21 protein-coding genes are annotated in these 24,083 nt (G+C 68.6%); 12 read left to right on the top strand and 9 right to left on the bottom strand.

Annotation, left to right across the window (positions count from 1 at the left end; all coding sequences use genetic code 11):
• The 3 genes from E3O19_RS06495 to E3O19_RS06485 all read right to left on the bottom strand — a co-directional run.
• The coding region (locus E3O19_RS06495; protein ID WP_241981238.1) for an HNH endonuclease family protein at positions 1-731 on the bottom strand (731 nt) is incomplete at its 3' end.
• A gap of 700 nt (positions 732-1,431) precedes the next feature.
• Positions 1,432-1,797 carry a cupin domain-containing protein gene (locus E3O19_RS06490; protein WP_134566311.1) on the bottom strand — a complete coding sequence of 122 codons (366 nt, stop codon included), beginning with the start codon at positions 1,795-1,797 and terminating at the stop codon, positions 1,432-1,434.
• Between the two features lie 9 nt (positions 1,798-1,806).
• The gene (locus tag E3O19_RS06485; protein ID WP_166804502.1) at positions 1,807-2,178 is read right to left on the bottom strand and encodes an SRPBCC domain-containing protein; all 372 of its coding nucleotides are present in this window, start codon (positions 2,176-2,178) and stop codon (positions 1,807-1,809) included.
• Between the two features lie 104 nt (positions 2,179-2,282).
• Here E3O19_RS06485 and E3O19_RS06480 point away from each other — a divergent pair, with 104 nt between their 5' ends.
• From E3O19_RS06480 to E3O19_RS06465, 4 genes are all read left to right on the top strand, one after another.
• Positions 2,283-3,863, top strand: a complete 1,581-nt coding sequence (locus tag E3O19_RS06480; protein WP_134566307.1) for a plasmid pRiA4b ORF-3 family protein — start codon at positions 2,283-2,285, stop codon at positions 3,861-3,863.
• Between the two features lie 488 nt (positions 3,864-4,351).
• Positions 4,352-4,657 (top strand): nucleotidyltransferase family protein, encoded by a 306-nt coding sequence (locus E3O19_RS18075; protein ID WP_241981237.1) that lies wholly within the window; start codon positions 4,352-4,354, stop codon positions 4,655-4,657.
• Between the two features lie 72 nt (positions 4,658-4,729).
• Entirely contained in the window at positions 4,730-5,074 is a 345-nt protein-coding gene (locus tag E3O19_RS06470) for a HepT-like ribonuclease domain-containing protein (RefSeq protein WP_134566306.1), read from the top strand.
• A gap of 79 nt (positions 5,075-5,153) precedes the next feature.
• The gene (locus tag E3O19_RS06465; RefSeq protein WP_134566304.1) at positions 5,154-5,333 is read left to right on the top strand and encodes a type II toxin-antitoxin system Phd/YefM family antitoxin; all 180 of its coding nucleotides are present in this window, start codon (positions 5,154-5,156) and stop codon (positions 5,331-5,333) included.
• A 296-nt stretch (positions 5,334-5,629) separates the two neighbouring features.
• Here the strand turns inward: E3O19_RS06465 and E3O19_RS06460 are convergent, their stop codons facing one another.
• Positions 5,630-6,580 (bottom strand): lactate/malate family dehydrogenase, encoded by a 951-nt coding sequence (locus E3O19_RS06460; RefSeq protein WP_134566302.1) that lies wholly within the window; start codon positions 6,578-6,580, stop codon positions 5,630-5,632.
• A gap of 202 nt (positions 6,581-6,782) precedes the next feature.
• Here E3O19_RS06460 and E3O19_RS06455 point away from each other — a divergent pair, with 202 nt between their 5' ends.
• The 6 genes from E3O19_RS06455 (at position 6,783) to E3O19_RS06430 (ending at position 13,045) form a co-directional block, all read left to right on the top strand.
• A complete protein-coding gene (locus E3O19_RS06455) occupies positions 6,783-8,195 on the top strand; it encodes an FAD-binding oxidoreductase (protein WP_134566300.1) in 1,413 nt (470 codons plus the stop codon).
• On the top strand, positions 8,195-8,647 hold the full coding sequence (locus tag E3O19_RS06450; protein WP_134566298.1) for a GlcG/HbpS family heme-binding protein: 453 nt from the start codon (positions 8,195-8,197) through the stop codon (positions 8,645-8,647). Before E3O19_RS06455 ends, E3O19_RS06450 begins: the two co-directional genes overlap by 1 nt.
• A 68-nt stretch (positions 8,648-8,715) precedes the next feature.
• On the top strand, positions 8,716-9,489 hold the full coding sequence (locus E3O19_RS06445; RefSeq protein ID WP_134566296.1) for an electron transfer flavoprotein subunit beta/FixA family protein: 774 nt from the start codon (positions 8,716-8,718) through the stop codon (positions 9,487-9,489).
• 1 nt (position 9,490) lies between these two features.
• A complete protein-coding gene (locus tag E3O19_RS06440; protein ID WP_134566294.1) occupies positions 9,491-10,477 on the top strand; it encodes an electron transfer flavoprotein subunit alpha/FixB family protein in 987 nt (328 codons plus the stop codon).
• Between the two features lie 5 nt (positions 10,478-10,482).
• Positions 10,483-12,228 (top strand): cytochrome b/b6 domain-containing protein, encoded by a 1,746-nt coding sequence (locus tag E3O19_RS06435; protein ID WP_134566292.1) that lies wholly within the window; start codon positions 10,483-10,485, stop codon positions 12,226-12,228.
• 31 nt (positions 12,229-12,259) lie between these two features.
• On the top strand, positions 12,260-13,045 hold the full coding sequence (locus E3O19_RS06430) for a sulfite exporter TauE/SafE family protein (RefSeq protein ID WP_134566290.1): 786 nt from the start codon (positions 12,260-12,262) through the stop codon (positions 13,043-13,045).
• A gap of 396 nt (positions 13,046-13,441) precedes the next feature.
• On the opposite strand, the gene E3O19_RS06425 is transcribed toward E3O19_RS06430, so the two are convergent.
• The 5 genes from E3O19_RS06425 to E3O19_RS06405 all read right to left on the bottom strand — a co-directional run bounded on the left by E3O19_RS06425 (position 13,442) and on the right by E3O19_RS06405 (position 20,249).
• Positions 13,442-15,181 (bottom strand): L-lactate permease, encoded by a 1,740-nt coding sequence (locus E3O19_RS06425; RefSeq protein WP_134566288.1) that lies wholly within the window; start codon positions 15,179-15,181, stop codon positions 13,442-13,444.
• Between the two features lie 171 nt (positions 15,182-15,352).
• The gene (locus E3O19_RS06420) at positions 15,353-16,534 is read right to left on the bottom strand and encodes a glycerate kinase (RefSeq protein WP_134566325.1); all 1,182 of its coding nucleotides are present in this window, start codon (positions 16,532-16,534) and stop codon (positions 15,353-15,355) included.
• A gap of 8 nt (positions 16,535-16,542) precedes the next feature.
• Positions 16,543-18,324, bottom strand: coding sequence for a glyoxylate carboligase (gene gcl / locus E3O19_RS06415; RefSeq protein ID WP_134566286.1), 1,782 nt, complete (start codon positions 18,322-18,324; stop codon positions 16,543-16,545).
• 154 nt (positions 18,325-18,478) lie between these two features.
• Complete coding sequence (locus E3O19_RS06410; RefSeq protein ID WP_134566323.1) at positions 18,479-19,357, bottom strand: 2-hydroxy-3-oxopropionate reductase; 879 nt, start codon at positions 19,355-19,357, stop codon at positions 18,479-18,481.
• A 91-nt stretch (positions 19,358-19,448) separates the two neighbouring features.
• Positions 19,449-20,249, bottom strand: coding sequence for a hydroxypyruvate isomerase family protein (locus E3O19_RS06405; RefSeq protein WP_134566284.1), 801 nt, complete (start codon positions 20,247-20,249; stop codon positions 19,449-19,451).
• Positions 20,250-20,422: 173 nt separating this feature from the next.
• Here E3O19_RS06405 and E3O19_RS06400 point away from each other — a divergent pair, with 173 nt between their 5' ends.
• Positions 20,423-21,190, top strand: coding sequence for an IclR family transcriptional regulator (locus E3O19_RS06400; RefSeq protein WP_134566282.1), 768 nt, complete (start codon positions 20,423-20,425; stop codon positions 21,188-21,190).
• Between the two features lie 197 nt (positions 21,191-21,387).
• Positions 21,388-23,637, top strand: a complete 2,250-nt coding sequence (locus E3O19_RS06395) for a malate synthase G (RefSeq protein ID WP_134566280.1) — start codon at positions 21,388-21,390, stop codon at positions 23,635-23,637.
• Positions 23,638-24,083: the final 446 nt, after the last annotated feature.

The following is a 24,083-nucleotide window of genomic DNA, read 5'->3' as shown; positions in this document are numbered from 1 at the left end:
GCGGGAGCGGGCGCCGCCGGTGCGGGAGCCGGGGCAGGCCCAGACCCCGGCGCGCCTGCCCCGGCCCCTGGCGCGAGGGCCGAGGCCATGCCGCGCTGCTCCGGACACGACGACAGCACGCGCGCCATCGCATCCTGCTCCGCCGGGGCCACCCAGAGCCGGTAGGTCACCTTCACCGAGATCTGCCGGGCGACATACGTGCACCGGAACGCCTTGACCGCGGGCAGCCAGGTGGCCGCGTCGCCGTCGCTCTTCTGCGCGTTGGCCCGGCCGTCCGCCGCGAGCAGGTTCAGCGGATCGTTGGCCAGCGACACCCGCTGCGCCTGCGTGAGCTGCTGCGCGCCGGTCTGCCAGGCGTTGGCGAGCGGCACGAGGTGGTCGATCTGCACGAGGGAGGAGGTGGTGTTGCCGCGCACGAAGGCGACGGTCCTGCCGGTGTAGGGCTCGGCCAGGGTGCCGCGCAGCACCTTGCAGCGCCCGGCGCGCACGATCGCGGTGAGGTCCCGGGCGAGGATGTCGTTGCGGGTGTCGCACCCGTTCCGGTCCACGTCGAGCCACGCGGTGCCGAAGTCGCCGGTGCGGTTGTAGCCGGTCTTGGGCGCCTTCCCCTTCACCGGGAGGGTCGCGAGCAGTGTCAGAGCGGTGGCCTCGGTCGCGCTGGAGCCGGCGACCGCCGCAGCAGGCCGACGCACGGTTGCGGGCGCTGCGGCGGGTTCGGAGCCAGACGTCAATGCCGACGTCGATGCCAATGTCAATGTCAATGACGGTGACGCCGTTGCTACGGTCGCGGATGCCGTCGGCCCGCCCGCAGCATCCGATTGCGGCCCAGGGACGGCAGCGAGGGCCGACGCACCAAACACCCCAGCGACGAGAACCGCCGCGATGACAATCGCCGCCCGGGCGCGCTTCGTCACGGCCGGGCGCTGAGACGTGCCGGAATCAGAGGGGGATGCGGGGACGGTCACGGACTTCCTTCGGCTCGCCCGGTGTTGCCCGCACGCGGGGGTTGCCCTCCGCACGCGCAGGCCGAGAACGTGGGACTCCAGACTCGCACCGCCCAGCCCGATCCGACGATTCCCGGCGACCCCCATTTTGGGCCGCGCCCGGCCCCAGCGCGTCTACAGCGCAGCGAGGTATTCCCGCAACGGCACGAGGTAGCTGTCTTCCCCGCCGCCCTCTTCGTAACCACGTTGGCCGGCAGGCACGTTGCTGTGCCGAACGGTGACGCGCGTGCCCTCGGCAACGCCTCGCCGGCATCCTTGGCATGGGTCACGTCCCGCTGAGTGCTGGTGTGGGATCTGGGCGAGGGGACAGCCCCCGAGACCGACCACCGCCGACGTCACCGGGCACGGGCAGCCATCCGAGGCTACAAACGGTCCGTATGACGATCCACACCACGGGCACGCGCCGATTTTATTGGCCGTTGTTTGGTTAGCCGAGCTCGCGAAGGTTTGAGGTCATGCTGCCCCCGACGTGGCCGGTGTTGACCGTCCCTTGAGGCTCGAAGAGGATCGCCTGCACTTCAGCAGCCGCTTTCGGGCAGTGCTCGACCCCCTTGGGAACCACGAAGACGTCGTTCGGCCCAAGGATAACGTCGCGGTCGCGAAGCTGAATCGTCAGCTCGCCACTGAGAACGAGAAACAGTTCGTCGGTGTCAGGATGCGTGTGCCACACAAACTCACCCTGAAGCTTTACGACCTTCAGGTCGTAATCGTTGATGCTGGCCAGCCGGTGCGGCTGCCAATGCTCCGAGATGTTCGACAGGGCGGACAGTGCGTTTCGGACGTCATCACTCATGGTCGAACATTAGCGAACATGTGCTTTCCCAATCGGAGCTGGCGGGCTGGTGAGTCGTCGTCCAGATCCTCGATCCAGATTGCCGACTTCGCTGCCTGAACGGCCGCCTCGGGTGCGATGCCGTAACGCCGTGAAGTACTCCCGCATCGGCACGAAGTAGCTGTCTCCCCAGCCGCTCTCCTCATACCAGCGCTGCCCGGCCGGCACATGGCTAAGCAGAATCGTCACGCACGTGCCCTCGTCGACGGCCTCGAACAGCACCTCGATCTCGGAGTCCGGGTCATCGTCGGCGAACTCCGTTGTGCGCCAGCTCTGCACGATCCGCCGCCCGAGGTCGAGGGCGAGCGTGCGCCCGGTGATGTAACCGTGCCAAGGCGTCATAGGTGCCGCCGACGCGGGGGTGTCCACGGAGGCGTCCGCGCCGGTCATTGCGGTGTGCCGCAGCGGCCAGGTGAGCCCGGACTGCGGTCGCTACACTGTGTCGGATGATTGAGTACCCCAAGGCCGAGCCGTCGGCAGCCGAGTCCGACACCGTGATCGACCTCGAGGTGGCCAGGCAACGCTTCCTCGCTAGGGCCGCCGACCTCGAGCCGAACCAGGCCCTGCGCGGGAGGACGGATGCCGCCGACGCGCGCCGCTTGCGCCGCAAGAAGTCGCTTCCACTGCTGACTCTGCCCGAGCCGCCGGTGCAATTTCGCATCCGCGTGGACCTCGTCGACTCCACCCCGCCGATCTGGCGACGGCTGTCCCTTCCGTCGAGCCTGACCCTCGATCGGCTGCACGCCGTGCTGCAGGCCGCGTTCGGCTGGACAAACAGCCACCTGCACCAGTTCGCCCCATCCGCCGACCCGCACGGGCACGAATTCGAGGGCATTCTCACCCCGTTTGACATGGAGGAAGGCGACGAGGGCACGCTCGAGAGCGAACTGCGCCTCGACCAGTTCCTCGCGAAAGCGGGCGACACGTTGCGTTACGTCTACGATTTCGGCGACGACTGGGAGCACACGCTCACACTCGAGGCCGTGGCGCCGGTCGAGTCGCCCGAGACTGCCGTGCCCGGCCAGACGCCCGACCCGAGTGAGGCGGCCGTGCGCTGCCTCGACGGCGCGCGCCTGGGGCCGCCGGAAGACGTCGGCGGTATTCACAATTACGACCGTCTGATCGCCGTGGCCACAACCCCCGGCCACCCCGCGTACCGGGAGGAGATCGGCGAAATCGCCGCATTGGACCTGTGGAACTTCAGCGACGAGATCGACCTCGACGCGATCAACCGGGGGCTTCACCGCGCAATGGGCGCCGAGAAGGCGCTGGACTGGCTGCGCGTTCACGGCCGCGATTCCTCGCCACTCGCCACCCTTATCGCCGGGGTCGGGGAGGAGGCGCAGCGCCACCTAGCCGGCTACCTGGTCGCCGCACGGGTGAGCGAACCGGTTGAGATCGGTGAGGTGGAGGCCGAGAAGGCGACCGTGGTGATCCGCGCGTTCCTGCGACAGGTCGGCGACGGCATCCGTCTGACCGGGGCCGGGTATCTGCCGCCCAAGGCCGTCAGCGCTCTGATGGCCGAGCTCGACCCGGAGCGGCAATGGTTCGGCGAGGCCAATCGCGAAGCGCAGACGCAGCCGCTGCTGGCCCTGCGGGAGGTGGTGACGGTTCTCGGCCTGGTGCGGAAGTACCGCGGTGTGCTGGTTCCGACCAAGCGCGGTGCCCAGTTGCGGGAGTCGCCGCTCGGCCTGTGGAACTACCTGGCCGAGCGGCTGCCGCTGGAGCGGAGCACGCACGGTCACGACGTCGCCCTGCTGCTCCTGATGCTGGTCGCGGCCGGTGAGGCGGGGACGTCACGGGTGGTGCGGGATTCGCTGGATCTGCTGAGCGCTATGGTGGGGTGGCGCTTCGAGGGGCGCGGTCGCTACGGAAACGGCGCAGCAGTCTATGCGGCGAGTGATACCGCCAATGTGCTCGACTGGGCCGGTTCGGGCACACTGCTGCAGGGCAGGTCGTATCCGGGTGGGGTTGGGTCAGCTGGGGCGACGCTGCTGGCTTGCGCGGCACTGGCGATCGAGAACTGACCGAGGTTCGCGTAGGCGCGCTGGGGCATCAGAATCCCAGCCCGCCGTCAGAGTTCGACCCTTCAGAGCTGGATTGCCCCACGCCAAGCGTGGTGCACCAGGCTCCAACCGACCAAGCGGTGCTGCCGGTGAAGAGGATGTTTACTCGGCCAGCTGCTGTTCCGGCGCGGTTCCTGCGCCGTTCTGGGCGATGCTCTTGAGCAGGTGCGTCGCATTGACCGGGCTCCGAGGAGATGGGCTGCCGCTTCCCGGTCGAATCGAGTCCCCAACACGATTGAGTCCGAGCCGCACTAACCCCGCCGACTACCCGCGAGTAAGAGTCGGCTCAGATGATAGTTCCCGACAACACGGCAGTCGCCGCCGCCGTACTGGAACCCGCACCGCTGTATAGCCGCGGGCTATGATCTCCGCATGAGCACGTCAAACCGCATCCTCGAGGCGCGCGCACGGGCCGGCTTGTCGCAGAGCCAGCTCGCCGCACGTGCGGTGTGCCGCAACCCAATCTCTCCGCCTACGTGGCCGGGCAGGTGCAGCCCCGACCGGAGACCCTCGCTCGTATCCTGGCCGCGACCATCGAGCGGCCCTCGGTCGTGCTGCGTCGCGACCGCGAGCGCGTGCTCGAACTGGCCGGACGTCGCCGCGCCGGCAACGTGCGGGTCTTCGGCAGCATTGCCCGGGGCGAGGATGCCGTCGGCAGCGACGTCGACCTCGTCGTCACCTTCGCGTCCGAGGCCTCGATGCAGCGGGCCTGGTGCTTGACCTTCTGCACCTCCTCGGCGTGCCTGTCGACGTGATGAGCGATCGGGCAGAGGGCAGCAGTCGTGACCGCGCCGTCGCCGAAGCCGTGCCGCTGTGAGTGACACCCGGTGACCCACGAATTCGACCGAACGGATGCGCTGCTGGCGGACATCCGTGACCTGGTGCGACACGCACGCCTCATCACCGCTCGCGGCAGGGAGGTCTTCTTCGATCGGACGGATCGCACCCAGCAACTCGCGGCCAAGGCGATCGCGATCGACCTGCAGACCGCCGTCGAACGCTTGCCGGATGCGTACCGTGACGAGCACCCGAAGGTGGCCTGGGCGGAATTGCGCGCGATGCGGTCCTATCTCGCCCACGACTACGCGAACACGGACTATCAGATCGTCTGGAATGCCCTGCTCACGGACTTCCCGCGCCTTCTCGCGCAGCTGGGCATCGCGGAGAGCTGATTCTGGGCACCCCCGCGATGACCTTCAATAACCTTTGTGTCGTACCCATCGCTCGGTTGGTCAACTACACGTGGTCAAGATGAGCGAACAAGTAAATGTTCAGGATGCGAAGACGCGGCTCTCCGAGTTATTGGCGCGCGTCGAGCGCGGCGAAGAGTTCACTATCGCGCGAGGGGGAAGCCCGGTTGCGCGACTGTCCGCGCTACGCGCCGCACCGTACGGGAGCTGGGCTTTGTGCCAGGCGGCCACGTATATCTGAACGGAGGCCCCAGCCTCAAGAGCCGGACACCCTCATATCGTCTAACCGTGCCCGGCTCAGGATGAAGGCACCCTCGAAGGCGCCTGGCCCTGCGCCGCGACGGCCGACCGGGTGCCGAGGCAGTGCCGCGGCCAAGGTGGAGTCCGACCAGCGTGCCCGGCCCGGCGCATCCGCCCGCCGAAGCCGAGCGTCACTCGGGTGGTACGTCGTGGCGCGCCTGTGGGAACGTGGCGCGCCGTGCGCCACCCGCCGTGTTCTCGAAACTGCGCCGCGAGGGCCGACCGGATGCCGCGGGCTCAGGCGGAGGCGAGAGCGAACTGCCCGGCGTCGCGCAGAATCTGCGCGCTGTCGGCGAGACCGTCGCGCTCCTCGTCCGTGAGTGTGGGGAGAATCGTGTCGATGACACCGCGCGCGCCGACAATCGAGGGCAGCGCGATGGTGGTGCCGTACTCCGGCAGGTACGACGCTACGGGAAGAACCGCGCGCTCATCTCGGAGGATCGCCTCCGTGATCCGGGCCACGACGGCGCCTATACCGTGCTGGCTGGCACCGATGCCCTCGATGATCGAGATGTTGCCGTAGGTCACCGCCTTCCGGATGCGCGTCTTCTGCTCCTCGACGTCGTCGCCGCGGCGGGCGAGCAGATCGAGCACCCGTGCGCCGCCCACGGTCGCGGTCGACCAGAGGTAGACGTTCGAGGTGCCGTGCTCTCCGATCACGTAGGCGCTCACGTCCCGCGCCTGCACGCCGAGCGCACGAGCGATCTGAGCCCGGAACCGCAACGAGTCGATGACGGTTCCGGTCGACAGAACGGGCTGCCCGGGCGCCAGCACCCTGGCCAGGTCGGCCAGCGGGTCCGGGGGATCGGTGACGACCAGGATCGTCGCGGTCGGAGCGGCCGCGGCGACCGCCGGGATGATCTTCGAATAGGCTTTCGCGTTGTCGGGGATGAGCACACGCCGGCCGCGCGGGTCGATCCGATCTGTCGCGCCGCCGTTCTTCTCATTCACGCCCGCCGTCACGATCACGAGGTCGGCCCCGTCGAGCAGGTCGTAGCCCCCGGCCGAAACCCTGGCGGTCGAGCTCAGCGCGGCGGCATGTTGCATGTCCTCGGCCAGACCTACCGCTTTCCCGTGGTTGCGGTTCACGATCACGATTTCGGCATCCAACTGGCCAGAGCCCAGCAACGCGCCGACCGTGGTCGTGCCGACGGCGCCGGCACCGATCACTCCGATTTTCCTCTGCACGTTTCCCGCTTTCGTTTCCCACCAACCAATTCTTCCGAATCGTGGAAGAACATTCTTGTTATGTGGAACCCTAGGGTGAATCTCTGAGTGCGTCAATGCTCCGGCCAAGCCTCAACTAATTCCACAATCTGGAAAAAGAATTTCATTTAACCTCTCCTTCGTGATACCGTCTTGCTATCCCGGTCAGGAAGGACCGCACAAGATGACTCGCAACGACGCGCAAACTCTCGATCACCTCACGACTCTCGAAGACCTCGTGAGCGCACTGCCCCCGGGGAGTGTCATCACTGATCCGACCAGCATGAATGCCTACCGCTGGGATCGAGCCAACGATCCGAACGCGGGCGTGCCGCTGGCCGTCATCCGGGTCGCCTCCACGGAGGAGGTGCAGACGGTCATCCGCTTCGCCGCCGCGACTGGAACCCCCGTCGTCGCCCGCGGCGCCGGCTCCGGACTGTCCGGCGGAAGCACCGCCGTTGCCGGCGGCATCGTGCTCTCCCTGGATCGGATGAAGACCATCGAGATCGACCCGGTGACGAGAACCGCCGTCGCCGGCCCCGGAGCGCTGAACGCGGAGGTCAAGGCCGCGGCCGCAGCTGCGGGGCTGTGGTACCCGCCGGATCCCTCCTCTTATGAGATCTGCTCGATCGGCGGCAACGTCGCCACCAACGCCGGCGGTCTGTGCTGCGTGAAGTATGGCGTCACGACCGACTATGTGCTCGGCCTGACCATGGTTCTCGCCGACGGCCGTGTCGTGCGGCTCGGAGGCCCGCGACTCAAGGACGTCGCCGGACTGTCGCTCACCAAGCTGTTCGTCGGCAGCGAGGGCACCCTCGGCATCATTACGGAGGTGCTCCTGCGCCTGATTCCGGCGCAGCGCCCGCCGACCACGCTCGTCGCCAGCTTCCCGACTCTGGACAGCGCAACGGATGCCGTGCTCGCCATCACCCGTTCGATGCGGCCCTCGATGCTCGAACTCATGGACGGCGTCACCATCAACGCCGTCGAGGACCTGACCCGGATGGGGCTGGACCGCGGCGCCGCCGCGATGCTCATCGCCCAATCGGACGAGCCCGCCGGGCACGCCGCCGTGGAGATCGGGCTGATCGAGGACATCTGCACGCAATTCGGCGCCACCGAGTGCTATTCCACCGATGACCCCGACGAGGGCGAAGCCTTCATCGTCGCCCGGCGGATGGCCATCCCGGCCGTCGAGAAACTCGGCGCGCTGCTCCTGGAAGACGTCGGCGTCCCGCTGCCACGCCTCGGCGATCTCGTCACCGGCATCGCGGAGATCAGCGCAAACCGAGAGGTAACGATCGCGGTCATCGCGCACGCCGGCGACGGCAATACGCATCCCTTGATTCTGCTCGACCCGACCGACGAGGCACAGCAGGAGCGCGCGCACCTCGCCTACGGAGAGGTGATGGACCTCGCGATCCGGCTGGGCGGCACGATCACCGGCGAGCACGGCGTGGGCCGGCTCAAGCGCCCCTGGTTGGCCGAGTACCTCGGCCCGGACGTGCTCGAACTCAACCACCGCGTTAAGAACGCCCTCGACCCGCAGGGCATTCTCAACCCGGGGGCCGTCCTCGAACATCACGCAGCACGCTGATGCCGCCGCACACGAACACCACGACCCCGACCTATACGGCGATTCCCACGATCGGCTACGAGACCGCAGCCCGCGCGATTGCCCTGGCGATCGAAGAGGGCGCGAAGGTGGGCGTGAACGTCGCCGCGACGGTGGTCGACCCCGGCTTGGGCCTCGTGGCCTACGGCCGCGCCGACGGCACGACGCCGCACAGCGTGGAGACCAGCCGGCGCAAGGCGAACACGGGTGCCTCAACCCGGCGCCCGAGCTCGCTGGTGCCCGCCGCCCTGGCCGTGCCTCTCGAGCACGGAACCGGCGGGCTGCTCACCGGCGTGGCCGGTGGCGTCCCCATCGGTTTCGACGGCATCCACGTCGGCGGTCTCGGTGTCGCGGGGGGCCCGCCTCCGATGGATGCCCAGATCGCGGCGGCCGTGCTGGACGCCCTCGGCGCAGACCCGGTGCCGGCCGCCTAGCGGCCGCCTCACCGGGTCACCCCACAGATGAACCAGACAGATCGACCTGATAGACGGAAGGCTCGAAGATGAAGATCGTCGTTTTGGTGAAGGAAGTTCCCGACACCTACAGTGAACGCAAGCTCAACCTCGAGACCGGACTCGTCGATCGCGAGGCCAACGACCGAGTGCTCGACGAGATCAGCGAGCGGGCCACCGAGACGGCCGTCTCGTTCGCCGAGTCGAATCCGGGCACCGAGGTCGTCGTGCTGTCGGTCGGGCCGGCGTCCGTTCCGTCCGCGCTGCGCAAAGCGCTGGCGATGGGCGCGACCAGCGGTTTCCACGTGCTCGACGCGGGCCTGTCGGGCGCCGATCTCACCCTCACGGCCGAGGTGCTCGCGAAAGCCGTTGAACGCATCGGCTTCGATCTGGTCATCGCCGGAGACGTCTCCACCGACGGCAACGCCGGCGCGATTCCGGCCATGATGGCCGAGCGACTCGGGGTGGCACACGCGACAAGCCTGGACAGGCTCGTGATCTCGGACGCCGATATTCGCGGCGAGCGTGAAACCGACGGGGGCGTGATCACCATCACCGCCCAGCTGCCCGCCATCGTCTCCATCAGCGAGCGGCTCCCTGACGCTCGCTTTCCCGGCTTCAAGGGCATCATGGCGGCGAAGAAGAAGGCCATCGACACCGCGAGCCTCGCCGAACTCGGCGTCGACGCGGATGCCGATCAGCCTCGCTCGATCATGATCGCGGTCTCCGAGAAACCGACCCGCAGCGCGGGCATCAAGATCGTCGACGACGGTGACGCGGGCACTCAGCTCGCCGACTACCTCCTGCAGAACAGATTGGTGTGACATGTCCGAACACTCCGGTGACCCCATTCTCGTGCTTCTGCCGGTCCTGCCGTCCGGTGCGCTCCCCACGAGCGCCGCCGAGTTGCTCGGCGCAGCCAAACGCGTCGGCACGCCCGTCGCCCTGGTCGTCGCACCCGCGGGGCTCGGGCAGGCGGCCGCAGTCGCGGCCGGCGCCCTGGGCGCCGAACGGGTGCTGGTGGCCGAGGCATCCGCTCTGCTCACCGTTCTGACCGCGCCGCTCGTCGACGCCCTCGTCGCCGCGTATGAGCAGGTCAACCCGGCCGCGGTGCTGATCGCGAACACGATCGACGGCCGCGACGTGGCCGGACGCTTCGCCGTGCGCACCCGGAACGCACTCGCGGTGGATGCCGTCGGGGTGGACCGCGACGCCGAAGGAATCATCGCCCACCACTCGGTCTACGGTGGTGTCTGGGATGTGGTCTCGACGGTGACCTTCGGGATCCCGGTGGTGTCCGTGCGCGTCGGCGCGGTCGAAGACCGAGCCGCCGCTGTGACCCCAACGATCGACACCCTCGACGTTCCCGCCGCCGACCGGCCGGCCGCCACCATCGAATCCTTCGCGCCAACGGGGTCGACCTCGTCGCGGCCGGAGCTGCGCGGCGCGGCCCGAGTGGTCGCAGGCGGCCGCGGGGTCGGCTCCGCCGAGGACTTCGCCCTGGTCGAACAGCTCGCCGACGTGCTCGGCGCGGCGGTGGGAGCATCGCGGGTGGCCGTTGATTCCGGCTACGTGCCGCATTCGTGCCAGGTGGGGCAGACCGGGGTGTCGGTCTCCCCACAGCTATACATTGCGCTCGGCATCTCCGGGGCCATCCAGCATCGAGCAGGCATGCAGACCGCAAAGACGATCGTCGCGATCAACAAGGACCCCGAAGCGCCCATCTTCGAGATCGCCGACATCGGCGTGGTCGGCGATCTGTTTACCGTGGTACCCCAGCTGATCTCGGCGCTGGCCGCGCAGAAGGGGTAGAGATCATGGAGTCCCGTACGCCGGCAGGTCTCAGGCGCAGCGGGTTGCCCCGGGTCAGCGGGGCGGGAGCACCCTGGCCGCCGCCGCGGGCAGGGGCCGCGCTGCCCGCTGGCCCGGCTTCTCCGGCCCAAGCCGATGCCGGCACCGACGTGCTCGCGACGCCGGCACAGCCGCTGACCCAAGCGCAGGCCCAGGGCACGACCCAGGCCCAGACCCAGGCCCAGACCCAGGCCCAGACCCAGGCCCAGGCCCAGGCGCCGACACAGGCGCCGGCGTCCTCCGTGGCAACCCACGGCATCCGTCGCGGGTTGCCGCGGGTGACGGATGCCGCCGCGCGCGCTGCGGGCATCGCAACCGGTCTCGCAGGGGGCGTGGCTCAGGTGGCTCCGGCGGTGGTTTCCGCAACGGGCTCGGTTCCGGGTGCGGCCACCGGGCTCGCCACGGGCCCGGTCGCTGGTGAGGTCACGGCTTCGGTTCCCCCTGCGCAGGCAGCGGAGCTCGGCGTCGACGCGATCCTCCAACGGCGCGGCCTGCCGCGAACCGTGGGCAGCGACGCGTGGCCGCCGCCGCGCGCGGTGCCGGTGATCGCGGTCGACGCTGTCACCTCGGTCGTCGCCGTCGCCCCTCTCGATGACTCCGCCACAGTGGTGGGGAGCGAGACCGCGTCCACGGTCGCGTCCTCGGTCACCGCCGCCGCGTCGGCGTCCGCGGCCACGGCCGCCGCGTCGGTCGAGAAGCCGACGGAGCGGCTGGCCGCGAGTTCTGGGCAGGCCGAGGATCCCGGGCCCGCGCAGTCAGCAGAGCCGTCACAGCTTCCCGGGCCCGCCCAACCTCCCGCGCCGGAACGCCGTCGCTATCGCGGCCGCACCCTCCGGCAGTGGACAGGCATCGGGGTCCTTGCCGGCGCCGCGGTTCTGGTGTTCGGGGTGCTGGCGATGCTGTTCGTGCGCTGGCTTCTCGGCACCGAGCCGCTGCAGGACTTCCTCGCCGACTACCCGGGCGAGTCTCGCCTGCCCGACGGGGCACCAGTCGGCATCCCCTGGTGGTTGAGTTGGGCGCACTTCTTCAACGTGTTCTTGATCTTGCTGATCATCCGGTCTGGTCTGCAGACCCGCGCGGAGAAGCGACCCACGGTCTTCTGGACCCCCAAGTGGAACCCCAAACGCAAAATCAGCCTGACGATCTGGTTCCACCAGGCCCTGGACCTGCTGTGGTTCCTGAACGGTGTTGTCTTCGTGGTGCTGCTGTTCGCGACCGGACAATGGGTACGGATCGTTCCCACCAGCTGGGACGTGTTCCCGAACGCCATCTCGGCCGGCCTGCAATATGTGTCGCTGGACTGGCCCACCGAGAACGGCTGGGTCAACTACAACGGCCTGCAACAACTGGCCTACTTCGGCACGGTGTTCCTCGCCGCGCCGCTGGCCGCCGCGACCGGAGTGCGCATGTCGGGCCTGTGGCCGAAGGGCGCCACCAGGCCGAACAAGATCTATCCGATCGAGGTCGCCCGGGCGGTGCACTTCCCCGTGATGCTCTACTTCGTGGTCTTCATCGCCTTCCACATCACCCTGGTTCTCGCCACCGGTGCGCTGCGCAACCTGAACCACATGTATGCCGGCCAGGACGTCGTGAACTGGACTGGCCTTGGGATCTTCGCCGTCTCGCTCCTCGTCATCGCGGGTGGCGTCTTCGCGGCACGTCCGCTCGTCATCGCCCCGATTGCAGCCCTGTTCGGACGGGTCGGCCGCTGACCGCGGCCGGGCCACAGGAAGGACGACACCCATGACCGAGAAGACCTGGACCCCTCGCCGAGTGATCCTGCACCTGCTGGTCGGCCTCGTCGCGGGGCTGCTCTCCGGGTTGTTCGGCGTCGGCGGCGGTGTCCTCATCGTTCCGGCCCTGGTGCTGATGCTCGGTTATGGGCAGCGCCTCGCCGCCGGGACCTCGCTCGCGGCGATCGTGCCCACCGCGACCGTGGGCGCCCTCTCCTACGGGGTCACCGGCAATGTCGCGTGGATCGCAGCGCTGATTCTCGCCGGCGGAGCCGTGATCGGCGCACAGGGCGGAACCTGGCTGCTGCCGCGCGTTCCGGTGCGCGCCCTCCAATTCGCCTTCGTGGCCTTCCTGGCCGTCGTGATCGTCGTTCTGTTCCTTGCGATCCCCGACCGCGGGCAACCGTTCGAGACCACCGTGGTCACTGGCATCGCGCTGGCCGTGCTCGGACTGGGCACCGGCGTGCTGTCGGGTCTCCTTGGGGTCGGGGGCGGCATCGTCGTGGTTCCGGCGCTGATGCTGCTGTTCGGGGCGAGTGACCTGGTGGCGCGCGGCACGTCTCTGATGATGATGATCCCCGCCGCGATCTCCGGCACCATCGGCAACATGCGCTGGCTGAATGTGAACCTCATCGGTGCCGGCCTGATCGGCCTCGCCGCGTGCACCACCACCGCGCTGGGGGTGTGGCTGGCCAGGTCCATCGATCCGTTCGTCGGCAGCGTCGTTTTCGCCGTGTTCCTGACGGCGGTCGCCGCGCAACTGACCGTGCGCGCCATCAGGCGTCCGCGCAGCTGACGCGAGTCTCCAGGTAGCAGCACGCCGTGAGGCGGTCGGTGGCTCCTGGCTCAGGCTGGAGCAGCCGGCGCGCGCTGGAACATGCGCCCGCTTCCGCACCCTGCGCCACGAGAAGCACGCTTGCCTCCCGGTGTTCGGGCCCGTCCGGTGGCCGGGCTGCGAGGCTCGTGGCTCAGGCTGGAGCAGCCGGCGCACGCCAGAACCTGCGCCTGCCTCCGCAACCTGCGCCACGGGGAGCACGAGACACGCTCGACCATCGCGGGGCTCGGCGGGCTGGACCCGGGCTGGGGGCGGAGGTGCATCGGGCCGGACCGACGGGCACGGTGGGCGGGGACGACGAAGGCCCAACCACAGGGGGAACACCTGTGGTTGGGCCCGAAGGCAGAACCGGAACCGTTAGGAGCCGGGGACCATCCAGGAAAGCACCGGTGTGGACTGCAGCACGATCAGGATCGTGATCAGCACGAGAAGACCCAGGCTCCAGCCGACGAGCTTGCGGAACAGCGCGCTCTCCGCTCCCTGCAAACCGGCGGCGGCGGCCGCCACGGCCAGATTCTGGAGTGAGAGCATCTTGCCCAGAACGCCGGCCGACGAGTTGGCCGCGGCCATCAGTACCGGCGACAGGCCGGTCGCGTTGGCGGCGGTGACCTGCAGCTGCCCGAAGAGCGCGTTGGAGGAGGTGTCGGAGCCGGTCAGGGCTACGCCGATCCAGCCGATCAGGGGTGAGATCACGGCGAAGAAGACGCCGGCGGTGGCCAGGTAGGCGCCCAGGGAGGCGGTCTGGCCGGACAGGTTCATCACGAACGAGAGGGCCAGCACGGACGTGACGGTGACGATCGTCCAGCGCAGCTGCGCGAGGGTGTCCCTATAGATCGTCAGGCCCTGGCGAGGGGAGACCTTGTAGAGGGCCATGGTGATCAGGCCGGAGAAGAACAGCAGGGTGCCGGTGGCCTTGAGGTGGTCGAGCTTGAACATCGTGGCCGGCGCCGGGGCTCCGGCCGCGTTGGTCACGTCCAGTCCGGGCCAGGCGAAGGTCACACTGCCCACGACGCCGAGCCAGGCCTTGATGGCCGGGATCTGGGCGACCGAGAAGATGGCCATGATGATCAGATAGGGGGCGATGGCCTTCCACACCTGGCGCGGTTCCGGGCGGGTGTTGTCGGTCAGGTCGGGGACGCCGGCGGCGCGTCGCGCCGTCTTGATCGCGGTCGTGGGGGTGCTGCGCAGAGCGGTTGCGGGAACCGCGGCATCCACGGTCGTGCGTACCAGACTCTCGGCACCGACCAGTTCGACGTCGTCGTTCAGGCCCATGGCCTCGTCCGGCTGCCAGAAGCGCAGCATGACCAGAACGACAGATACGGTGGTGACGGCGGCCACCACATCCGTCAGCTCAACGGCGAAGAAGTTCGCCGTCACGAACTGGGCCACTCCGAAGACGACACCGGCGACCAGGGCCACCGGCCAGGTCTGCTTGACCCCGCGCTTGCCGTCGACGATGAAGACGAGGACCAGTGGAACCAGCACGGCGATGAACGGCGTCTGACGGCCGGCCATCGAGGCGAGCTCCTGGATCGGAAGGCCGGTGACGCCGTTGAGGGCGATGATCGGGGCGGCCATGGCGCCGAACGCCACCGGGGCCGTGTTGGCCAGCAGCGACACCATGGCGGACTTGAGCGGCTTCATTCCCGCGGCCATCAGCATGGCGGCGGTGATAGCGACCGGGGCGCCGAAGCCGGCGAGGGACTCCAGCAGCGCGCCGAAGCAGAACGCGATCAGGATTGACAGGATGCGCAGGTCGTTGGAGATCGAACGGATCGTGCGACCGAGAACCTCGAACCAGGGGGTGGCCACCGTCAGCTTGTACACCCACAGGGCGTTGATCAGAATCCAGAGAATGGGGAACAGCCCGTAGAACGCCCCGGCTGCGGTGGCGCTCAGCGCCTGGTCGACGGGCATTCGCCACACGAAGATGGCCAGCAGAAGCGCCAGGGAAAGGCCGGCAAGGGCCGCCTTCGCGGCCTTCACGCGGAACACTCCGAGGAGCACGAACAGTAGTACCAGCGGCAGGGCGGCGCAGGCTGCGGAAAAAGCGAGGGATCCCCACACGGGGTCGAGGATTTGGATGAAAGGGCTCACGATAACTCCTTTGTTGTTCTTGAGCGATGACCCGATTCGCCGTCTGCACGTCAAGCGGAATGTTCCGTCGAGCAAGTCCAGTGAATCGGGGTGGAGCGGTTGAATGCGGTCTGGATGCTGCTGCCGCAGCGTTTTATTCCTCGGATCGCAGCCCTTCGCTGCTGGCGTCGTTCAGCCGGTGACCGAGGTTGCGGCGGCGTGCCGAGGCTCGGTCTCGCCGGATGCGTGGCGCCAGCCGATGCGGTGACCGATACGCTCCAGGAGCGGCCCCGCCTTGCTCATGCTGACGGCGGGATCGGATTCGAGGTCAGTGAGCGAGTAGACCTCGTGAAACCCCGCGCGCTGGAGTTCGTCCTGATTGAGGGTCGTTCGACCGCACACCGCGACGACGGGGATTCCCGCACGGGAGGCGGCGCGGGCGACACCGACGGGAGTCTTGCCGGCGAGGCTCTGGTGGTCCAGGCTTCCTTCGCCGGTGATGACGAGATCCGCACCTGCCAGCTGATTCTCAAAGTCGGTGAGCTCCAGGACGATGTCGATTCCGGGTCTCCGAGTGGCGCCGAGAACGGCCAGAGCGGCATAGCCGACCCCACCCGCCGCACCCGCGCCCGGCGCGTTCTCGGCGTCCGCCGCCAGCCCGCCGGCATCCGTCAGCACGACGACGAACCGGGACAGGGCGGCTTCGAGGACAACGATGTCAGTCGGGGAGGCGCCCTTCTGAGCACCGAAGACCCTGGCGGCGCCACGCTCGCCGAGGAGCGGATTGTCGACATCACTGGCGAGCAGAATGCTTGTCTCGGACAGGCGACTGTCCAGCCCGGACAGGTCGATGTGCTGCAACCCGACCAGGGCGGCACCACCCTCAGCGAGGTCGGCTGCGTCGGCGCCCAGGAAGCGGGCCCCGATCGCGCGCAGCAGCCCCGAGCCGCCGTCGGTGCAGGCGCTTCCGCCGATCGCCAGAATGATGCGCCGGCATCCCGCGTCCAGCGCGGCGCGAATCAGCTCCCCGGTTCCCCGGCTGGTCGCACCCAGCGGGTCCCGGATGCCGCCGGGCAGCTGATCGAGGCCCGACGCGGCGGCCATCTCGATCACTGCTTCGGCGCCGCGCACGGCGAAGGCCGCCGGAACCGGTTGGCCGGTAGAACCGCTGACCGTGACGATGCGGCGCTCGAAGCCCGCGCCGACCGCGGCGTCGACGGTTCCTTCGCCGCCGTCGGCCACGGGAATGCAGAGCACGTCGATCGGGTAGCCGCGGCTCGCGGCTGCGGCTCGCAGCCCTGCCTCCAGATGGCTTGCGACCTCTGGTGCGGAGAGGGAGCCCTTGAACTTATCCGGGGCGATGACGACGCGCACGATGCCCTCTAGACCCACACCGGGAGATTCCCGGTCGGCGCGTCGGCCTCGGTCAACGCGATCTCCTCGAACTCGTTCACCGCGTCGATCTCGGCGGCTGCCATCGAGACATTGGTGACCCGTTCCAGGATCACTTCCACCACGACCGGCACCCGGTACTGGTCCAGCATTGCATGGGCGGTGGCGAACGCCTGCCTGAGCTCGGCCGGGTCGGTCACTCGCACGGCCTTGCAGCCGAGTCCCTCGGCCACGGCGACGTGGTCGACGCCGTAGCCGTTGGTGTCGGGGGAGTTGATGTTGTCGAACGCGAGGGAGACGTGGAAGTCCATGTCGAAGCCGCGCTGGGCCTGGCGGATCAGGCCGAGGTAGGAGTTGTTCACGACCACGTGGATGTAGGGCAGATTGAACTGGGCGCCGACCGCGAGCTCTTCGATCATGAACTGGAAGTCGTAGTCGCCGGAGAGGGCGACGACGGTGCCGCCGGGATTGGCCCGCACCACGCCGAGCGCGGCCGGCAGGGTCCAGCCGAGGGGGCCGGCCTGAGCGGCGTTTATCCACTTGCGGGGCCCGAAGACGTGCAGCATCTGCGCGCCGGCGATCTGCGACAGGCCGATCGTGGTCACATACACGGTGTCCTGATCGAACGCCTTGTTCATCTCCTCGTAGACCCGCTGCGGCTTGATCGGGATGGTGTCGAAGTGAGTTTTGCGGTGCATCGTGGCCTTGCGTTCGGCGCACTCGGCGGCCCACTCGGAGTAGTCCGGCAGAGTGCCGGCCTGCTGCCGTTCCCGGGCCAGCTCGAGCAACCCGTCCAGGGCCGCGCCGGCGTCGGAGGTGATCCCCAGGTGCGGCGAGAACACCCGGCCGATCTGGGTCGGCTCGATGTCGATGTGCACGAAGGTGCGCCCGGCGGTGTAGGTGTCGAGGCCGCCGGTGTGGCGGTTGGCCCAGCGGTTCCCGATCCCGATCACGAAGTCCGAGGCGAGCAGGGTCGCATTGCCGTAGCGGTGGGAGGTCTGTAGGCCGACCATGCCCGCCATCAGCGGGTGGGCGTCGGAGATCGCACCCCACCCCATCAGGGTGGGCACGACCGGCACGCCGAGCGTTTCGGCCAGTTCGACCAGTTGCGCGCTCGCGTCGGCGTTGATCACGCCGCCGCCGGCGATGATGATCGGCCGGGCAGATGCGGTGAGCAGGGTGAGGGCCTTCTCCAGCTGGGCGCGACTGGCCTTCGGCTTCTCCACCGGCAGCGGCTCGTAGGCGTCGATGTCGAACTCGATCTGCGCAAGCTGCACGTCGATCGGCAGGTCGAGCAGCACCGGTCCGGGGCGACCGGAGCGCATGAGCTGGAAGGCCTTCTGGAAGGCGCCGGGCATCTGGCCAGGTTCCCGCACTGTCATCGCCATCTTGGTGACGGTCTGGGCGATGGTCTCGATGTCCACCGCCTGAAAGTCCTCCTTGTGCAGCTTGGCCACCGGGGCCTGCCCGGTGATGCAGAGGATCGGGATCGAGTCGGCCCAGGCCGCGTACAGGCCGGTGATCATGTCGGTGCCGGCCGGACCGGAGGTTCCGATGCAGATGCCGATGTTGCCGGCGACCGCCCGGGAGTACCCGTCGGCCATGTGTGAGGCACCCTCGACATGGCGGGCCAGGGTGTGGCGGATGCCGCCGTGAGCCTTCATGGCGGAGTAGAACGGGTTGATGGCCGCGCCGGGAAGGCCGAACGCCTCGACGGCGTTCTCCTTCTCCAGGATCAGTACGGCGGCGTCAACCGTGCGCATGCGAGTCATGTGGTGCTCCTTCGAGGAGAGTCTGTGGTTTCGGTGCGATACGGGTGCCGCTGAGCGGCTGTGGGGATGGCTGGCGGCCGGGAAAGGCCGGCCGACGGTGTTCCGGTCGTGCCTCGGCGCGGCGGGGGTGAGCTCGGGGGCGACCCGAGCGCGGTCAGTCGCGGCCGGAGAGCTCCAGAACCCCCTTGAACAGCCCGGAGTGGTCCAGTGCCCCGTCGCCGTGGTTGACGGCGTTCGCGACGAGCCCGGCGACGACCGCGCCGAGGGGGGTGACGACGCCGGCCTCGCGAGAGGCGGCGGTGACGATGCCCAGGTCCTTGTGATGGAGGGCGAGGCGGAAGCCGGGGTCGAAGCTGCGGGTGAGCATCTTCCGGCCCTTCTGTTCGAGCACCTTGGAGCCGGCCAGTCCGCCGCCGAGCACGGTCAGCGCCGCGTCGAGGTCGACGCCGTGGGCCTCGAGAAAGACGATGGCTTCGGCCAGCGCCTGAATGTTCACGGCCACGATCAGCTGGTTGGCTGCCTTCACGGTCTGCCCGGAGCCGGCCGGACCGACGTGCACAATGGTCTTCCCGACCGCGCCGAGCACCTCGCCGGCGGCGTCGAAGTCGGCGGCGTCTCCGCCGACCATGATCGACAGGACACCGTCGATGGCGCCCCGCTCCCCGCCGGAGACCGGCGCGTCGAGGGCGCGCAGGCCAGCGGCGGTGGCATCGTTGGCGAGGCGCTGGGCCACATCCGGTCGGATGGTGCTGGCATCGATCCAGAGCGTGCCTGGGGCGGCATGGGCGAAAACGCCGTCCGGTCCACTGACGACGCCTTCGACGTCGGGGGAGTCGGGCAGCATGGTGAGGATCACGTCGGCCCCGCGGGCGGCGTCGGCGACACTGGTCGCGCCCAACCCGCCGGCGGCGATCAGTCGTTCGATGCGGGCCGGGCTGCGATTGAAGCCGGTGACGGTGTGGCCGGCCTTGACCAGGTTGACGGCCATGGGTAGCCCCATGATGCCGAGGCCGATGACGGAGACGTTGCTCATTGTGCGTCCTTTGCTGACGATGGTGACGACGTGGGAACTGACGATGCTCACGACGTGGGAACTGTCGTTGGGTCTGGCGGGTGACCGGGCATCAGCGGGCAAGGGATTCTTGCGGGATCCATTCGAAGGCGGTCTCCGCGGGCTGCTTGTATTCCAGACCGATGGGGCCCTCGTAGCCGAGTTCACGGCTCCGCGCGATCCACCGCTCCAGGGGGAGGTCGCCGGTTCCCGGCGCGCCTCGGCCGGGGCTGTCGGCGATCTGGATGTGGCCGAAGTGGGCAGCGTGCTGCTCGATGACCGCGTCGACGTCGTCGCCATTCACCGCGAGGTGGTAAAAGTCGGCCAAGAGCGTGACGTTCTCCGCGCCGGAGGTCGCAGTGACGCGGGAGATCACGCGCAGCACGTCAGCCGCGGTCCGCAGCGGGTAGTCCGGGGCGCCGCTGACCGGTTCGAGTAGCACCGTCCCCCCGATCCGGGCGACAGCGGATGCCGCAAGAGCCAGGTTCTCGATCGCGATCTCATCCTGCCCGGCCGGTGTCTCCCCGGCGATCCGGTTGCCGTAGAGCGCGTTGAACGAGCGGCAGCCGAGGTTCGCGCCGATGCCGGCGACCACGTCGAGGTTGTCCCGGAACTCGGTCGACCGGGCACCCCAGGAGACGAGACCGCGGTCACCGCCGGGCATGTCGCCCGCGTTGAAGTTGAGCCCGGTGAGCTGCACCCCGGCATCCGTGATCGCCCTCTCAAACGCCGTGACCTCGGCGTCGACGGGAACCGAACTCGCGAACGGCCACCAGAACTCGACCGCATCGAAGCCCGCGTGTTTGGCGATCACTGGGCGCTCGAGCAGTGCAAACTCCGTCAGCATGATCGAGCAATTCACCGTGTACGTCATCGGACATCCCTTCACCGGTCACCTCTCCGCCCCTCGAATGTTTCCGAATGGTGGAAGTTACTTCTTGTTTGGTGGAAAGCATACGCAGACCGCGGATTGTGCGTCAAGGGCCTGTCGACAAGTTTTCCGCGATGTGGATATAATTTGTCACAGACAACCGAGGGAGCGCGCACATGGCAGAAAGAGCAAGCACGGGAGTGCAATCGGTCGAGCGTGCGTTCGAGCTGCTGGAACTGATCACGAACGCGCGGTACGAGGTCACCCTCTCCGAGCTCGCTGAGCTCGCCGATCTGCCGTTGCCCACCATCCATCGGCTGTTGCGTACCCTCGTGTCGCTGGGCTACGTGCGGCAGCTGTCCAATCGTCGCTACGGCCTCGGGCCGGGCCTGATTCGCATGGGCGAGGTCGCCAGCCGGCAGCTCGGGGCCTGGGCCCGGCCGCACCTGGCCGGTGTCGTGGCACAGTTGGGGGAGACAGCGAATATGGCGATCCTCGACGGCGACATGGCCACCTACGTCGCGCAGGTGCCCTCGGCGCACTCGATGCGGATGTTCACCGAGGTCGGCCGGCGCGTGCACACCCACACCTCCGGGGTCGGCAAGGCGATCCTGGCCCAGCTCGATGACGCACACGTGCGGCGGATCGTCGGTCGCGCCGGCATGCCGACGCCGACCGACCACAGCATCGGTGACGTCGACGCCCTGCTCGAGGATCTGGCCCGGATTCGCAGCCGCGGCTACTCCATCGACGACAACGAGCAGGAACGCGGCGTGCGGTGCTACGCGGTGGCCGTGCCCGGTATGCCCAGCCAGACCGCGATCTCGGTCTCCGGTCCGCTCACCCGGGTCGACGAGCAGTTCGCCGCGCGGGCCATCCCGATCCTCACCGAGGCGGCCCACGCGATCGCCGCCGACATCGAGAACGTCAACCGCAGGTCCTGAACCGCGGCCTCAATTGCCGGCCACGAACCGCGCGGCCTCAACCGCAGGCGCCGGACCGCAGGTCAGGGCACCCAGAAACGTACGACCGACCGATTCCGTGATGCGGAATCACGTTTCCATTTTAGACGGATGGGTGAGAGACTGAGCGGACACAGCCGGAACGCGGGCGTACCCGCACTAGCTCAAGGAGCTCACCGATGAACACGCCCGTCTCAGCACCAGTTTCCGCTACGGCCGCCGGCCTCTCCGCCAGGGCCGGGTCTGGGGCCGAATCCCGGGTCGACCGTGCCGACCTCGACGTCGCCGCCGCGTTCGCCGCGTTCGTCGAGAACGAAGCTCTGCCTGGCACCGGCATCGCCGCGGATTTCTTCTGGCAGGGCCTGAGCGCGCTGATCAGCGAACTTACCCCGCGCAACCTCGAGCTGCTCCGCACCAGGGATGACCTGCAGACCCAGATCGACGACTTCCACCGGGCATACCCCGGTCAGCCTGACCCGGCCGAGTACCGCGCCTTCCTCACCGGAATCGGCTACCTCGAGCCCGAACCCGCCGGCTTCAGCATCACCACCGCCAATGTCGACGCGGAGATCGCCACCCAGGCCGGGCCTCAGCTCGTCGTCCCGCTGCTCAACGCCCGGTTCGCGGTCAACGCGGCGAACGCCCGCTGGGGTTCGCTCTATGACGCGCTCTACGGCACCGACGCCATCCCCGAAGACGACGGCGCCACCCGGGCGGGCGGCTACAACCCCGTCCGCGGCCGACGGGTGATCGCGCGCGGCCGGGCCCTGCTCGACCAGGCCGCTCCGCTGTCGGGCGGCTCGCACACCGATGCCGTGGCCTACCAGGTCGACAACGGCCGGCTGGTCGTGCAACTGGGGCACGGGGCATCCGTCGCCCTGGCCGCCCCCTCGGCGTTCGTCGGCTACACCGGGGAGGCGGCGGCGCCGACGTCTGTGCTGTTCCGTCAGCACGGCCTGCACCTCGACGTGATCTTCGACCGGGGGGCACCGATCGGGGCTGAGGACACCGCCGGCATCCAGGACATCGTGCTCGAGTCGGCGGTCACGACCATCATGGACCTCGAGGACTCGGTCGCCGCGGTCGACGCCGACGACAAGGTGCTCGGCTACCGCAACTGGCGTGAACTGATGCGTGGCACGCTGACCGAGACCGTGCGGAAGGGCGGCGGCACCTTCATCCGCACCATGAACGCCGACCGCGTCTACACGGCTCCGGGCGGTGGCACGCTGACCCTGCCCGGCCGCAGCCTGCTGCTGGTGCGCAACGTCGGGCACCTGATGGGAACCGACACCGTGCGGGATGCGTCCGGCGCCGACGTCTTCGAAGGAATCCTCGACGCGGTGCTCACCGTGCTCGGATCCATCCCCGACCTTGCCGGCGAGACCCGCGGTGGCAACTCGCGCACCGGCTCGGTCTACATCGTCAAGCCGAAGATGCACGGCCCGCAGGAGGTGGCGTTCACAGTGGACCTGTTCGCCCGGGTCGAGCAGCTCCTGGGCCTGCCCCCGCTCACCGTGAAGGTGGGGATCATGGACGAGGAACGGCGAACCACGCTGAACCTCCGTGCCTGCATCGCCGTCGCCGCGGAGCGCATCGTCTTCATCAACACCGGGTTCCTCGATCGCACCGGCGACGAGATCCACACGTCGATGCACGCCGGGCCCGTGGCCACCAAGGGCGCGATCCGCGCCCTGTCCTTCATGGCGGCCTACGAGAACGCGAACGTCGATGCGGGCCTCTCCGCGGGGTTCCCCGGCCGGGCCCAGATCGGCAAGGGCATGTGGGCCATGCCCGATCTCATGCACGACATGCTCGAGCAGAAGATCGCACATCCCCTTTCCGGAGCAACCACCGCCTGGGTCCCGTCACCCACGGCCGCGACCCTGCACGCCATCCACTACCACGAGGTCGACGTGGCCGCCCGCCAGCGGGAACTGGCCGGGCGCATTCCTCAGGCGCTGGACCCGATTCTCGTTCTCCCGCTCGGCGAGCGGGACCTCACCCGCGAGGAGCGCCTGACCGAGTTGGACAACAATGTGCAGTCGATCCTCGGCTACGTCGTGCGCTGGGTCGATCAGGGGGTCGGGTGCTCCAAGGTGCCGGACATCCACGGCGTAGCCCTGATGGAGGACCGCGCCACCCTGCGCATCTCCAGCCAGCTGCTCGCCAACTGGCTCACCCACGGCGTCATCACCGAGACGGATGTCGACGCCAGCCTTGCTCGGCTGGCCCCGGTCGTCGACGCGCAGAACGCCGGCGACCCGACCTACGAGGCGCTGATCGGCCACAACGGGCCGGGGCTCGCCTTCCAGGCCGCGCGCCGCCTCATCGTCGACGGCGCATCCTCGCCCAACGGCTACACCGAGCCGATCTTGCACGAGATCCGAAAGGCGAAGAAGGCGGAACTCTCCTCCGCCCTCGCCTAACGGCTGCCCCTTCCCCTCGGGTGACCTCACCGGCAGGCTCATCACCCCGCACATGTGCATAACTCCTGCAGATTCGCAGACGCTGGCCCGGAGACCTCGGAAACACGCGGGTCCGGCCGCCGCGCCACCCAATCTGCAGGAGTTATGCCCCGTGGGTCGGTGATGACAGATCGTCTTCGTTCGATGAGCCGCCAGGGGGATGCCTTCCCTCGGGCGGCCGAAACCCACGACGTCTAGTTCGGAACGCCGCCCCAACTCAGTCGGACGGCATTCACGCCCGCCCAACCCGGTCGACCAGCCACTGCAGCGACGGAGCAACCCGAACCCCTCCGGCTTGAGCGTCACCGTGGCTTTATCCAGGTAGACGTCCCGGCGAATCTCGAGCATCACCGAACGCACCCGCGCGTCGCTGCGATAGTGCTTGAGCGGAACGCACGAGCCCGCGG

This window comes from Cryobacterium algoritolerans (genome assembly GCF_004402785.1).
In the GTDB taxonomy this organism is placed as follows: Bacteria; Actinomycetota; Actinomycetes; order Actinomycetales; family Microbacteriaceae; genus Cryobacterium; species Cryobacterium algoritolerans.
The sequence above is the reverse complement of the archived record's forward strand: the minus strand, read 5'-3'. Positions and strand labels throughout refer to the sequence as shown.

Excerpts from the sequence above, each read along its gene's own strand:
- E3O19_RS06490 (WP_134566311.1), bottom strand. The coding sequence starts at position 1,797 with ATGAGTGATGACGTCCGAAACGCACTGTCCGCCCTGTCGAACATCTCG.
- E3O19_RS06485 (WP_166804502.1), bottom strand. The coding sequence starts at position 2,178 with ATGACGCCTTGGCACGGTTACATCACCGGGCGCACGCTCGCCCTCGAC.
- E3O19_RS06480 (WP_134566307.1), top strand. The coding sequence starts at position 2,283 with ATGATTGAGTACCCCAAGGCCGAGCCGTCGGCAGCCGAGTCCGACACC.
- E3O19_RS06465 (WP_134566304.1), top strand. The coding sequence starts at position 5,154 with ATGAGCGAACAAGTAAATGTTCAGGATGCGAAGACGCGGCTCTCCGAG.
- E3O19_RS06455 (WP_134566300.1), top strand. The coding sequence starts at position 6,783 with ATGACTCGCAACGACGCGCAAACTCTCGATCACCTCACGACTCTCGAA.
- E3O19_RS06450 (WP_134566298.1), top strand. The coding sequence starts at position 8,195 with ATGCCGCCGCACACGAACACCACGACCCCGACCTATACGGCGATTCCC.
- E3O19_RS06445 (WP_134566296.1), top strand. The coding sequence starts at position 8,716 with ATGAAGATCGTCGTTTTGGTGAAGGAAGTTCCCGACACCTACAGTGAA.
- E3O19_RS06440 (WP_134566294.1), top strand. The coding sequence starts at position 9,491 with ATGTCCGAACACTCCGGTGACCCCATTCTCGTGCTTCTGCCGGTCCTG.
- E3O19_RS06435 (WP_134566292.1), top strand. The coding sequence starts at position 10,483 with ATGGAGTCCCGTACGCCGGCAGGTCTCAGGCGCAGCGGGTTGCCCCGG.
- E3O19_RS06430 (WP_134566290.1), top strand. The coding sequence starts at position 12,260 with ATGACCGAGAAGACCTGGACCCCTCGCCGAGTGATCCTGCACCTGCTG.
- gcl (WP_134566286.1), bottom strand. The coding sequence starts at position 18,324 with ATGACTCGCATGCGCACGGTTGACGCCGCCGTACTGATCCTGGAGAAG.
- E3O19_RS06410 (WP_134566323.1), bottom strand. The coding sequence starts at position 19,357 with ATGAGCAACGTCTCCGTCATCGGCCTCGGCATCATGGGGCTACCCATG.
- E3O19_RS06405 (WP_134566284.1), bottom strand. The coding sequence starts at position 20,249 with ATGACGTACACGGTGAATTGCTCGATCATGCTGACGGAGTTTGCACTG.
- E3O19_RS06400 (WP_134566282.1), top strand. The coding sequence starts at position 20,423 with ATGGCAGAAAGAGCAAGCACGGGAGTGCAATCGGTCGAGCGTGCGTTC.
- E3O19_RS06395 (WP_134566280.1), top strand. The coding sequence starts at position 21,388 with ATGAACACGCCCGTCTCAGCACCAGTTTCCGCTACGGCCGCCGGCCTC.